Origin of the sequence: Pseudomonas sp., assembly GCF_049590575.1 — a bacterium.
Classification (GTDB): domain Bacteria; phylum Pseudomonadota; class Gammaproteobacteria; order Pseudomonadales; family Pseudomonadaceae; genus Aquipseudomonas.
The window spans coordinates 1-12,487 of record NZ_JBAWDE010000072.1; the positions used below are offsets into that span (position 1 = coordinate 1).

The 12,487-nt window shown below is 62.1% G+C and carries 12 protein-coding genes; 5 read left to right on the top strand and 7 right to left on the bottom strand.

Annotated elements, in window-relative coordinates:
- The 3 genes from WBR57_RS05330 to WBR57_RS05340 all read left to right on the top strand — a co-directional run.
- Nucleotides 1-1,229 (top strand): fimbria/pilus outer membrane usher protein (locus WBR57_RS05330; RefSeq protein ID WP_424082805.1); only part of this gene is annotated, 1,229 nt, incomplete at its 5' end.
- An 11-nt stretch (nucleotides 1,230-1,240) separates the two neighbouring features.
- Nucleotides 1,241-2,368 (top strand): DUF1120 domain-containing protein, encoded by a 1,128-nt coding sequence (locus WBR57_RS05335; protein ID WP_424082807.1) that lies wholly within the window; start codon nucleotides 1,241-1,243, stop codon nucleotides 2,366-2,368.
- Nucleotides 2,369-2,383: 15 nt separating this feature from the next.
- Nucleotides 2,384-3,034: a DUF1120 domain-containing protein gene (locus WBR57_RS05340; RefSeq protein ID WP_424082809.1), complete on the top strand. Its 651-nt coding sequence runs from the start codon at nucleotides 2,384-2,386 to the stop codon at nucleotides 3,032-3,034.
- Here WBR57_RS05340 and WBR57_RS05345 read toward each other — a convergent pair.
- From WBR57_RS05345 to WBR57_RS05370, 6 genes are all read right to left on the bottom strand, one after another.
- On the bottom strand, nucleotides 3,031-4,296 hold the full coding sequence (locus WBR57_RS05345; RefSeq protein ID WP_424082811.1) for a CynX/NimT family MFS transporter: 1,266 nt from the start codon (nucleotides 4,294-4,296) through the stop codon (nucleotides 3,031-3,033). The genes WBR57_RS05340 and WBR57_RS05345 overlap by 4 nt on opposite strands.
- Nucleotides 4,286-4,945, bottom strand: a complete 660-nt coding sequence (locus WBR57_RS05350) for a FadR/GntR family transcriptional regulator (protein ID WP_424082813.1) — start codon at nucleotides 4,943-4,945, stop codon at nucleotides 4,286-4,288. The genes WBR57_RS05345 and WBR57_RS05350 overlap by 11 nt, the downstream gene beginning before the upstream one ends.
- A gap of 224 nt (nucleotides 4,946-5,169) precedes the next feature.
- Complete coding sequence (locus tag WBR57_RS05355) at nucleotides 5,170-5,934, bottom strand: amino acid ABC transporter ATP-binding protein (protein WP_003171943.1); 765 nt, start codon at nucleotides 5,932-5,934, stop codon at nucleotides 5,170-5,172.
- 11 nt (nucleotides 5,935-5,945) lie between these two features.
- On the bottom strand, nucleotides 5,946-7,043 hold the full coding sequence (locus WBR57_RS05360) for an amino acid ABC transporter permease (protein ID WP_424082815.1): 1,098 nt from the start codon (nucleotides 7,041-7,043) through the stop codon (nucleotides 5,946-5,948).
- 10 nt (nucleotides 7,044-7,053) lie between these two features.
- Complete coding sequence (locus tag WBR57_RS05365) at nucleotides 7,054-8,235, bottom strand: amino acid ABC transporter permease (protein WP_424082817.1); 1,182 nt, start codon at nucleotides 8,233-8,235, stop codon at nucleotides 7,054-7,056.
- 72 nt (nucleotides 8,236-8,307) lie between these two features.
- Nucleotides 8,308-9,339, bottom strand: coding sequence for an amino acid ABC transporter substrate-binding protein (locus WBR57_RS05370; RefSeq protein ID WP_065875000.1), 1,032 nt, complete (start codon nucleotides 9,337-9,339; stop codon nucleotides 8,308-8,310).
- 345 nt (nucleotides 9,340-9,684) lie between these two features.
- Here WBR57_RS05370 and WBR57_RS05375 point away from each other — a divergent pair, with 345 nt between their 5' ends.
- Both WBR57_RS05375 and rhlB read left to right on the top strand, forming a co-directional pair.
- Nucleotides 9,685-10,341 (top strand): alpha/beta hydrolase, encoded by a 657-nt coding sequence (locus tag WBR57_RS05375; protein ID WP_424082820.1) that lies wholly within the window; start codon nucleotides 9,685-9,687, stop codon nucleotides 10,339-10,341.
- A 96-nt stretch (nucleotides 10,342-10,437) separates the two neighbouring features.
- Complete coding sequence (gene rhlB, locus WBR57_RS05380; RefSeq protein WP_424082861.1) at nucleotides 10,438-11,907, top strand: ATP-dependent RNA helicase RhlB; 1,470 nt, start codon at nucleotides 10,438-10,440, stop codon at nucleotides 11,905-11,907.
- Between the two features lie 122 nt (nucleotides 11,908-12,029).
- Here the strand turns inward: rhlB and moaE are convergent, their stop codons facing one another.
- Nucleotides 12,030-12,485: a molybdopterin synthase catalytic subunit MoaE gene (moaE, locus tag WBR57_RS05385; RefSeq protein ID WP_424082822.1), complete on the bottom strand. Its 456-nt coding sequence runs from the start codon at nucleotides 12,483-12,485 to the stop codon at nucleotides 12,030-12,032.
- Between the last annotated feature and the right edge of the window lie 2 nt (nucleotides 12,486-12,487).

Sequence of the window (12,487 nt, forward strand, 5' to 3'; positions counted from 1 at the left end):
GGGCTGACGGCCAGGTGCAGCTGTCGACGCAGATTGCCGACGCGCAGCGCCAGCATGAGCGCGGCGTGCAAACCGATCTGACCTTGTCCCAGCGCCTGGGACAGCAGTGGTCGATCACCGCCGGAACCTCCCACCGCACCCTGGGCTACCGCGAACTGGAAGACGCCGCCTACGATCCGCGGGATGACGAAGGCCGGCGCACGCGTTACCGCGACCAGCAAAGCCTGTCGCTGGGCTGGGCCCATCCGTGGCTGGGCGCGTTCAATGCAGGGCTGTCGCGCACCAGCACCTTCAATGGCGAAAACAGCAGTCGTGCCCTCGCATCCTGGGGCACCAGCGTGCGCGGCGTGTCGCTGTCGGCCAGCGCCGAATGGCAGGTCAGCGGCCGCCACAACGATGAGAACGCGGTGTACCTGAACCTCAGCGTGCCCTTGGGCGAAAACCGCCGTGGCCGGGCCTGGGTGCGCAACTCCGGTGGCGAGCACCGCATCGGCCTGGGCGTGAACGAGCAAGTCGACGATCAACTCAGTTATCGGGTCAGCGCCGAACACGACAGCCGCGACCATCAAGTGGAGTCCACGCTCGGCGTGTCCTACTTGCCGCGCTACGCGCAACTGGACTTCAACTACAGCCGCTCGGACGCCGAACGGTCCAGCTACCAGGGCGGCGCTCGCGGTGCGGTGGTGGCCCACGGCGGCGGCGTGACGTTCTCGCCGTACTCGGTGCGCGACACGTTCGCGCTGGTTTCCGTGGGGGAAATGGCCGGGGTCAAGCTCACCACGCCCAGCGGCCCAGTGTGGACCGACGGCCTGGGCCAGGCGGTGGTGCCGCAGGTGTCCGCCTACGGGCGCAGCGCAGTGGAAGTGCAAACCCAGTCACTGCCACGCAATGCCGATATCAGCAACGGCCTGGCAGTGATTACCGCCGGGCGAGGCGCAGTGGACCGCGTGGAATTCGGCGTGGCCCTGACCCGCCGCGCCTTGCTCACGGTCACCACCGACCACGGCGCACCGCTGCCCCGTGGCGCCACGGTCAGCACCGCCGATGGCGAGTTCGTGACCCTGGTGCAGGAAGGCAGCCAGGTGTTCCTGCCGAACGTGCTGGACCCACGTCGTTTGTGGGTCAAGGCGCCCGGCATCAGCCGCTGCGAACTGCAGGTAGACCTCGCGGAAAAAGCCGACCCGCAGGTGTATTTCGAAACCGCTCCGGCGCGCTGTGTGACGCCATGAGGAAAACTGTAATGAAGCGATTATTGCCGCTGGCACTGGCCCTGGCCGCCACTGCCCAGGGCCAGGCGCAAGCCGATGACTGCCAGCTCAGCCTCAGCCAGGCGCGCCTGGATTTCGGCGTGGTCAACCGCGCAGTGGAGCGCACTCCCAACGCGGAAATCCTGCTGGGAGAACGCCGCCTGAGCTTGACCCTGAACTGCCCGACGCCCACCGACATGCACCTGTTTTATCGAGCCCTGGCCGCCACCGCCGAGCGCTACCGCTTTACCGACCTCGGCAGCTACCGCGTGCAAGCCAGCGATGCGGTACTCGACGGCCAGGCCGTGGACCTGGGCCTGATCACCGCGCAAGGCCAGGCGCCCAGTGCCCGGGGCAAGGTGCTGGACTGGCAGCCCGAGCACGCCATCGCACCCTTGCGCGACGGCCAGCCGGCCACCGGCAGCAGCTTTTCTGTGCAGTTGCAGGTCAACGCCTGGGCGCAGGCCGAGGCGACGCAAGTACGTGACGCGGTGACGTGGGACACCCATGGGCTGATCGATGCCGTTGCAACCGGCCGCGCGCGGGAGCTGTCGCTGCAAGCTGGCTTCGCCCCCGCCGCCTGCGAAATCAACCTGTCCAACGCTGGCATTGTCGATTTTGGTCGTATGTTGGCCAAGAGCCTGAACGCCGACAAGGAAACCGGCCTGGCCTCCCGCAGCCTGATGCTGAGCATCGGTTGCGACGGCCCGACCCGGTTTGCCTTGCGCATGCAAGACAACCGCAAAGGCTCGGCCACTGGCGGCGCCGACGAGACGGCCTACGGCTTGGGGGTGGATGACAGCCGCAATAAAATCGGCCGCTACTTCCTCTACTTCGACCCCTTCGACCTGCGCGCCGACGCCCTCCCCCAGGTCTACCGCACCGACTCCACCACCGGTGGCGTGGCCTGGAGCAGTTCCAGCACCTACCCGATTCCCATCGGCAACAACAGCTTGTTGGGCTTTACCGATACACCCGGCAGCCACGCCGGCCCCACGGCGATCCGCAACCTGAGCGGGCAGATCAGCGTGCGCGCCATTCTGTCGCCCATGAACAGCCTCGACCTGCGCACGGAAGTCCTGCTCGACGGGTCTGGCACGCTTGAAATCATCTACCTCTGATCAAGGAGTACGGTCATGAACCTACGCAAGAATTTCCTTGCAACACTTGCCTTGCTGCCCCTCAGCGCCGGGGCCACGGCGGCCTCCAGTGTCGAACTCGGCCTCACCGGCAGGCTCACCCCCAGCGCCTGCACACCGACGCTGTCGAGTAACGGGCTGATCGACTACGGCAAGATTTCCCGACAGGACTTGAACATCGACCGCGGCAAGCGCCTGCCGGTGCGCTACCTGAGCGTGACCATCAACTGCGAGGCCGCGACCCGTTACGCCCTGCGCATGGCTGACAACCGCGATGGCACCGCCAACGTCAACAGTGAGATTTACTACGGGCTGGGGCTGGACCCGAGCGGTAACAAGATCGGCCTGTACTCCCTGACCTTCGACCCCAAGCAGACAGTGATCGACAGCCTGCCTGAGGTGTATGGCACCGAGTCCACCAGCGGCGGCGTCGCCTGGCGCACCGCCAACAGCAACGCCATCGACATCGGTTCGCGCAGCTTTCTAGGCTTCACCGACACCGTGGGCAGCACCAGCGGGCCGACGGCCTTCCAGACGCTGAGCAGCCTGGTGCGCGTCGATACGGTGATCGCGGCCACGCGGAACCTGGACCTCAGCAGTGACGTACATATCGATGGTTCCAGCACACTCGAGGTGCTGTACCTCTAGACCTTCTCGCTGGTCACGGCCACATATCGCGCACGCCCGGCGCCCAACCCCGCAATGATCGCGCCCAGGCCGATCACCGCGAAAATCCAGCCGATTGCGCCCCAGCCACCGGTCCAGTCGTGTACCACGCCGACCGCAAACGGGCCCATGGACGCCAGGGTATAGCCGATACCCTGGGCCATGCTCGACAGGTTGGCCGCCACGTGGGAGTCGCGCGAGCGGAGCACGATCAAGGTCAGCGCCAGGCTGAAGGTACCGCCCTGGCCCAGTCCCAACACAATCGCCCAGCCCCACAGCCCGTCCAGCGGCGCATACAGGCAGCCGAACAGGCCACCGAGGGTCAGCAGCATCACCACCACAATGGCCAGCCGCTGGTCCTTGCCACGGGTGGCTAACCAGGGTGCGGCGAGCGAACTGAATAACTGCACGATGATCGAGCCGGACAACGCCAACCCGGCTTCGGTGGCACTCAGGCCACGGCCGATCAGGATCGACGGCAGCCAGCCGAACACGATGTACGCCAGGGACGATTGCAGGCCCATGTACAAGGTCACCTGCCAGGCCAGCGGATCACGCAACAAGCCCTTCACGCGATAGGCCACCTGGTGCGCGCCGTGTTTCTGGCCGACTTGTGGCAACCAGAACAACGCCGCGACCAACGCCGGGAGAATCCAGAACCCCAGGCCGATGTTCCAGCTGTCGCCGAAGTAATGACTCAGCGGCACGGTGGATCCCGCCGCCAACGCGGCACCCAGGCACAGGGCCATGGTGTACACGCCGGTCATGGTGCCCGCCTGTTTGGCGAAATCGCGCTTGACGATGCCCGGCAGCAATACACCGATAATGCCGATGCTCGCACCGGCGATCAGGCTGCCGGCGAACAGCCCCACTTCGCCAAAAGAACTGCGCAGGATGATGCCGGCGGCCAGGGTCAGCAGAATCCCCAGCACGACGCGCTCGGCGCCGAAACGCCGCGCCAGGATCGGCGCCGTGGGTGCGAACAACCCCAGGCACAACACCGGCAAGGTGGTCAGCAGACCGGCCTTGGCCGCCGACAATCCCAGGCTGCTGGAAACCTCGGCGAGCAACGGCGACATGCTCGACAGCGCCGGTCGCAGGTTCAACGCCACCAGAATCAGGCCCAGCAGCAGTAACCAAGGACGGCTCACCACCGGGGGGCTGGTTTGCACCACTTCGTCGTCGGCTTCGGCGTCGATCAACAGTTCTTCGAGTTCACGCGTGCGTTTGGCTTCAAGGTTCATGGATCAACTGCCGGCAGAGGGATTTGGCGCGTTCCGGGTCCTGGTGTTCCACGGCGTCGAGCAGGGCGATATGCAGGTCGAACACCGCCTGGCGACGCGGCGATATGTTCAGGGTCTGGCGCAACTGCGCGCCGACGATGGCGGAAAAATACTGGTACAGCTCACTCAAGGCCGGGTTGTGCGCGGCGTCCACCAAGCGTTTGTGGAACAGCAGGTCGGCACTGATATAGGCCTCCAGGTCACCGTGATAAAGCTCGGCGCTCTTTTGCAGGGCCTCGTGCAAACCTTGCAAGTCGTCCGCGGTTCGGCGTAGCGCAGCCAGGCCGATCGCCTCCACTTCGAGGATCTGCCGCGTCTCCTGCGCCTGCTCCAACGTGCAATGCGACAACGCCCGCATCGCGCCCAGCGGGTCGGTCATCGAACGCAGGTAACTGCCATCGCCCTGGCGTATTTCAATCAAGCCGGAAAACGCCAATACACGCATGGCCTCGCGCACGGTATTGCGGCTGATGCCCAACTCGGCGGACAGCTCGGGCTCGGTGGGCAGGCGCTCGCCGATGGCCCATTGGCCTCGGGTAATACGCAGGCGCAGCTGCTCCAAAGCCTGGTCGACCAGAGAGCGTTTGATCAGAGGGGCGATGTCTGTCATGGGTTTCGCATTTTCGTCCAATCATAGGATGAATTTTCCTACAGCCTATTCGGACTTTCCCACAAGGGCAAGGCACTAGGGTTTTGAGGCAGGGAAACGAACCGAATTTTCGATCGGTGCTTTTACCTACACCGTCGACAATGATGCCGAGGCGCAAAGCCTCTTGAACAGGCAAAAATAAACCCGGCACCAAGCCGGGTTTATTGTTAAACATCACCCATCGATCAATGCAAAATCTGGCTCAAGAACAACTTGGTCCGATCATTCTGCGGGTTATCGAAAAAGTCATTCGGCGCCGCCTGTTCAACGATCTCGCCCTTGTCCATGAAGATCACGCGGTTGGCCACGGTGCGCGCAAACCCCATTTCGTGGGTCACGCACAACATGGTCATGCCGTCTTCGGCCAGGCCGATCATGGTGTCCAGCACCTCTTTGACCATCTCTGGATCGAGGGCCGAGGTCGGCTCGTCGAACAGCATGATTTTCGGCTTCATGCACAGCGCGCGGGCGATCGCCACACGCTGTTGCTGGCCGCCGGACAGTTGCCCCGGGAACTTGTGCGCCTGCTCCGGGATGCGCACACGCTCCAGGTAGTGCATGGCGATTTCTTCGGCCTTACGCTTGGGCATCTTGCGTACCCACATCGGCGCCAGCGTGCAGTTCTGCAGGATGGTCAGGTGCGGGAACAGGTTGAAATGCTGGAACACCATGCCGACTTCACGGCGGATCGCTTCGATCTGCTTGAGGTCGTTGGTCAGTTCCACCCCATCGACCACGATGCGGCCTTGCTGGTGCTCTTCCAGACGGTTGAGGCAGCGGATGGTGGTGGACTTGCCCGAACCCGACGGGCCGCACAGCACGATACGCTCGCCCTGCTTGACGTTGAGGTTGATGTCTTTCAACACGTGGAACTGGCCGTACCACTTGTTGACGCCCTGCATCTGGATAATGCCTTCAGGGCTCACAGGCTGTTTGATCGCTTCGCTCATAACAACAACTCCTAACGCTTGTGGCCTGTGTCGAGCTTGTGTTCCAAATGAATGGAATAGCGCGACATACCAAAACAGAAAATCCAGAACACCAGGGCGGCGAACACGTAGCCTTCAGTGGCCATGCCCAGCCATTTCGGGTCGGCGGCGGCTTGCTTGACGCTGTTGAGCAGGTCGAACAGGCCGATGATGATCACCAGGCTGGTGTCCTTGAACAGCGCAATAAACGTGTTGACGATGCCCGGGATCACCATCTTCAGGGCTTGCGGCAGAATCACCAGGCCCATGCTGCGCCAGTAACCCAGGCCCATCGCTGCGGCCGCTTCGTACTGACCTTTTGGGATCGCCTGCAGACCGCCGCGCACCACTTCCGCCACGTAGGCCGACTGAAACAGGATCACGCCGATCAATGCGCGCAGCAGCTTGTCGATGCCCATGCCCTCCGGCAGGAACAGCGGCAGCATCACCGAGGACATGAACAGCACGGTGATCAACGGCACGCCGCGCCAGAATTCGATGAAGGTCACGCAGACCACACGAATTGCCGGCATGTTCGAACGCCGTCCCAGTGCCAGCACAATCCCCAGCGGCAAGGCCCCGGCGATGCCGACCGTGGCGATGACCAGGGTCAGCATCAGGCCGCCCCATTGGCTGGTGGCCACGTTGGCCAGGCCAAAGATCCCGCCGTGCAGCAGGAAGAAGGCAACAATCGGGTACACCACCAGAAAGCTCAGGCCGTAAACCGCCTTGTGCTTGAAACGCGAGATGAACAACGGCGCCACACCCACGATGGCCAGCCACACGGTCAGGTCTACACGCCAGCGCAGATCGCCGGGGTAGTAGCCGTACATGAACTGCCCGAAGCGCTGTTGGATAAACACCCAGCAGGCGCCCTCCTTGGTGCAGTCTGCGCGCGTGGTCCCGACCCAGTTGGCATCGATGATCGCCCAGCTCAGGATCGGCGGCACCACCAGGTAGATCAGGTAAAACGCCAACAGCGTCAGCAAGGTATTGAGCCAACTGGAGAACAGGTTGGCGCGCATCCATGCCATCGGCCCGAACACTTTGTTCGGTGGCGGCATATCGGGTTTGAAAGTATGCGAACTCATGGGCGTTTCCTCACCGCTCGATCAGCGCAATGCGCTTGTTGTACCAGTTCATCAGCAGGGAAATGCTGATGCTGATCGCCAGGTACACGCTCATGGTGATAGCAATGACTTCGATGGCCTGGCCGGTCTGGTTGAGCACCGTGCCGGCAAACAGCGAAACCATTTCCGGGTAACCGATACCGGCGGCCAACGACGAGTTTTTCGCCAGGTTCAGGTATTGGCTGGTCAGCGGCGGGATGATCACCCGCAGGGCTTGCGGGATGATGACCTTGCGCAGCGTCGGCCCAGGGCGCAGGCCCAGGGAGCGCGCGGCTTCGGTCTGGCCGTGGCTGACCGACTTGATGCCCGAGCGCACGATCTCGGCGATAAACGCTGCCGTGTACACGGTAAGCGCCAGGGTCAGGGCCAGCAGTTCGGGAATCAGTACCCAGCCGCCGACAAAGTTGAAGCCTGAAAGCTTGGGCATTTCCCAGTGCAGCGGCGCGCCGAAGATCAGCGCGCACAATGCCGGGATCACGATGAACAGCGCCAGGCCCGCCCAGAATTTATGGAAGGGTACGCCAGTCGCTTCAAAGCGCTTGTTGGCCCAACGGGTCATCAGCACGATGGCCACAATGGCAACCACGATGCTGACCACAAACGGCCAGAACCCATCAGCGGCCAATGCGGCCGGCATATTCAGGCCACGGCTGCTGACAAAGAAGGTATCGCCAAAGTTATGGCTGTTACGCGGCCCCGGCATGGTCAGGAACACCGCGAAATACCAGAACAGGATCTGCAGCAGCGGCGGGATGTTGCGGAATACTTCCACATACACGGTCGCCAGCTTGTTGATCATCCAGTTCGGCGACAGCCGCGCCACCCCGATGATGAACCCGAGCAGCGTCGCCAGGACCACGCCGATCACGGTCACCAGCAAGGTGTTGAGCAAGCCGATCACAAAGACCCGGGCATAGCTGTCCGATTCGGTGTAGTCGATCAGGTGCTGCGCGATGCCGAAGCCGGCACTGCGCTCAAGAAAGTCGAAACCCGAGGTAATGCCCCGGTGTTGAAGGTTGGTCTGGGTGTTGTTGAAGAGGTACCAGCCCAGCGAGACCACCGCCACAATCGTGATGATCTGGAAGAGCCACGCACGCACTTTGGGATCGCTGAAGCTGAGCTTCTGCTTTGGTGCGCCGATTTGTTTTTGCATGAAGTGCCCCGGAAATAATGGAACAGAACATCACCCGGCGGTTGGCCCACCGGGTGACAGAACCATCAGCGATCAGCGCACAGGTGGTGCGTATTGAATGCCGCCGGCGTTCCACAGCGCGTTCAGGCCACGGTCGATTTCCAGCGGGGTGCTCTTGCCCAGGTTGCGCTCGAACACTTCGCCGTAGTTACCGACTTGCTTGACGATCTGTACGACCCAGTCTTTCTTCACTTTAAGGTCTTTGCCGTATTCGCCATCAGCACCCAGCAGACGAGCTACGTCAGGGTTCTTGGTGGACTTGGCTTCAGCTTCAACGTTTTTCGAAGTGATACCGGCTTCCTCAGCGTTGAGCATGGCGTAGCCAACCCAGCGCACAATGGCCAGCCACTCGTCGTCGCCGTTACGCACGACTGGGCCCAGCGGTTCCTTGGAAATGGTTTCCGGCAGAACCACGTAGTCCTTCGGTGCGGCCAGCTTGCTGCGCTGGGCGAACAGTTGGGACTTGTCGGAGGTCAGCACGTCGCAACGACCGGATTCCAGCGACTTGGCGCTTTCATCGGAGGTGTCAAAGGTGATCGGGGTGTACTTCAGGTTATTGCCACGGAAGTAATCGGAAACGTTCAGCTCGGTGGTAGTACCGGCCTGGATGCAGATGGTTGCACCGTCCAGTTCCTTGGCACTTTTAACGCCCAGCTTGTTGTTTACCAGAAAGCCGATGCCGTCGTAGTAAGTGATGAAGCCTGGGAATTTCAAGCCCATGCCCGCATCGCGGGAGCTGGTCATGGTGGTGTTACGCGACAGGATGTCGACTTCGCCGGACTGAAGCGCGGTGAAACGCTCCTTGGCGTTCAACTGGCTGAACTTGACCTTGGTGGCGTCACCGAAAACAGCAGCGGCCACAGCGCGGCAAACGTCAGCGTCGATCCCGAGGATCTTGCCGCTCGCATCCGGCACCGAGAAACCCGGCAGGCCGTCGCTGACGCCACATTGCACAAAGCCTTTCTTCTGCACGGCATCCAGGGTGGCGCCGGCTTGGGCGAAACCGCTGACACCCAGTACAGCCGCCGCGCTAACGATGGCCAGGGTGGATTTCAATACCTTCATTCAAACCTCCAGTTGCTCTTGTTGTGTCGGAGCTCGAACCTCAGCGCACCCTTATGAGGCGATATTGACCCGTGTTGGCTTTTTTTGGGGTCAAGCAGCATGAGACTGTCGCAGTAATTCCAGTTGCTATCCCATAAGCGGCAGTCACTGATAGTGTTACCGTCCTGAGATAGTCCTGACATCGACGTACCTATAGCAAGCCCCGTACCAGAGTGGCCGCTGAGTCGTTTCAGCCCATGGTCAAGAGGAAAAGATTCAACCTTGCGACATTCTCTTAACAGATCAACCCGTCACGCACCGTTCCGACGCACCCAATCGGAGCGCACGCACATTTATGGAGCAGATATGACCGAACCCTTGATTCTTCAGCCCGCCAAGCCCGCAGACGCCTGCGTAATCTGGTTGCATGGCCTGGGTGCCGATCGCTACGACTTTTTGCCGGTGGCCGAAGCGCTGCAAGAGAGCCTGCTGTCTACCCGCTTCGTATTGCCCCAGGCGCCCACCCGCCCAGTGACCATCAACGGCGGCTACGAAATGCCCAGCTGGTACGACATCAAGGCCATGAGCCCGGCCCGGTCGATCAGCCTGGAAGAACTGGAAACGTCGGCCAAAATGGTCACGGACTTGATCGAAGATCAGAAAAGAACCGGAATAGACGCCTCGCGGATTTTCCTTGCGGGCTTTTCCCAAGGTGGCGCCGTGGTTTTCCACACCGCCTTCCTTGATTGGCAAGGTCCTCTGGGTGGCGTGATCGCCCTCTCGACCTACGCGCCAACCTTCGGTGACGAGCTGGAATTGTCCGCCAGCCAGCAGCGCATTCCGACCCTGTGCCTGCACGGCCAGTACGATGATGTGGTGCAGAACGCGATGGGCCGCAGCGCCTATGAGCATTTGAAGAACCGTGGTGTCACCGTGACATGGCAGGAATACCCAATGGGCCATGAAGTGTTACCCCAGGAGATACACGATATCGGCGCCTGGCTGACCGCTCGCTTGAGCTGAAAACCAGCGTTTATGTAGCCGTATGACAGACGCACTACGCCGCGCCCGATTCTTGCATTACACTGGCCGGCGTACATTCCTTAACCAATTAATGAGATCACCGTGCTCAAAGCACTTAAGAAGATGTTCGGCAAAAGCGAGGCTGAGCCGCTCGCGCCAGTTCCCAGTGCTCCTGCCCCGACTGCCAGCAGCCGCCACGACGGCAAACAGCCCGGTCGCGCCGCGCCTGTCGCCCAGCCAAAGAAGCCGACGGTGACACCGCCAGAACCGGCAAAACCTGCCGAGGCCGTTGCAGCACCGGCGCCGAAAACACCGCGCCGCGAACGTGCGCCAAAGCCGCCCGTGGCCCCATGGAAGCTCGAAGACTTCGTCGTCGAGCCCCAGGAAGGCAAGACCCGCTTCCACGATTTCAAACTCGCCCCGGAACTGATGCACGCCATCCAGGACCTGGGGTTCCCGTACTGCACGCCGATCCAGGCGCAGGTGCTGGGCTTTACCCTGGCCGGCAAAGACGCCATCGGCCGTGCCCAGACCGGCACCGGCAAGACCGCCGCGTTCCTGATCTCGATCATCACCCAGCTGCTGCAAACGCCGCCGCCCAAAGAACGCTACATGGGTGAACCGCGCGCGCTGATCATCGCGCCGACCCGCGAGCTGGTGGTGCAGATCGCCAAGGACGCCGCCGACCTGACCAAGTACACCGGCCTCAACGTCATGACGTTTGTCGGCGGCATGGACTTCGACAAGCAGCTCAAGCACCTCGAAGCCCGCCATTGCGACATCCTGGTGGCGACCCCAGGCCGCCTGCTCGACTTCAACCAGCGCGGCGACGTGCACCTGGACATGGTCGAAGTGATGGTGCTGGACGAAGCCGACCGCATGCTCGACATGGGCTTCATCCCACAAGTGCGCCAGATCATTCGCCAGACCCCGCCGAAAGCCGAGCGTCAGACCCTGCTGTTTTCCGCGACCTTCACCGAAGACGTGATGAACCTCGCCAAGCAGTGGACCACCGACCCGTCCATCGTCGAAATCGAAGCGCTGAACGTGGCCAGCGAAAACGTCGAGCAGCACATCTACGCGGTGGCCGGTGCCGACAAATACAAGCTGCTCTACAACCTGGTCAACGACAACGGTTGGGAGCGCGTGATGGTGTTCGCCAACCGCAAGGATGAAGTGCGCCGCATCGAAGAACGCCTGGTGCGTGATGGCGTCAACGCCGCGCAACTCTCGGGCGACGTGCCGCAACACAAGCGCATCAAGACCCTGGAAGGCTTCCGCGAAGGCAAGATCCGCGTGCTGGTCGCCACCGACGTGGCCGGGCGCGGGATTCACATCGACGGCATCAGCCATGTGATCAACTTCACCCTGCCGGAAGTGCCGGACGACTACGTGCACCGCATCGGCCGCACTGGCCGCGCGGGTGCGGCGGGTGTGTCGATCAGTTTTGCCGGCGAGGATGACTCGTATCAGCTGCCGTCGATCGAGACGCTGCTGGGCCGCAAGATCAGCTGCGAAACGCCGCCAACGCACCTGTTGCGGGCTGTGGAACGCAAACGCCCGTAAGCCTGAAACGCGGTGAACAATGTGGGAGGGGGCTTGCCCCCGATGGCAGGGTGCCAGTCAGCAGAGATGTTGGATGTGCCACCGCTATCGGGGGCAAGCCCCCTCCCACATTTGGTGTTGTATCAGCCTGACTTCCAGCGCTCGGCCGCAGCGTGATCACTGCTCCGCCCTTCCACCCAGCGCGGCCCCTCTGGCGTGTTTTCCTTCTTCCAGAACGGCGCTCGCGTCTTCAGGTAATCCATCACAAACGCACAGGCATCGAACGCCGCCTGGCGATGCGCACTGGCGGCGGCAACAAACACAATCGGCTCACCCGGCTCAAGCGCGCCGATACGGTGCAGCACCTCCAGCTTGAGCAACGGCCAGCGCTGCTCGGCTTCCACGGCGATCTTGGCCAGGGCCTTTTCGGTCATGCCGGGGTAATGCTCCAGGAACATCCCCGACACGTCACGGCCGTCATTGAAGTCGCGTACATAGCCGACAAAACTCACCACCGCGCCCACGCCCACATTCGCCGCGTGCATCGCGTTGACTTCGAAGCCAGGGTCAAACGCCCGGGCCTGTACGCGAATGGCCATGC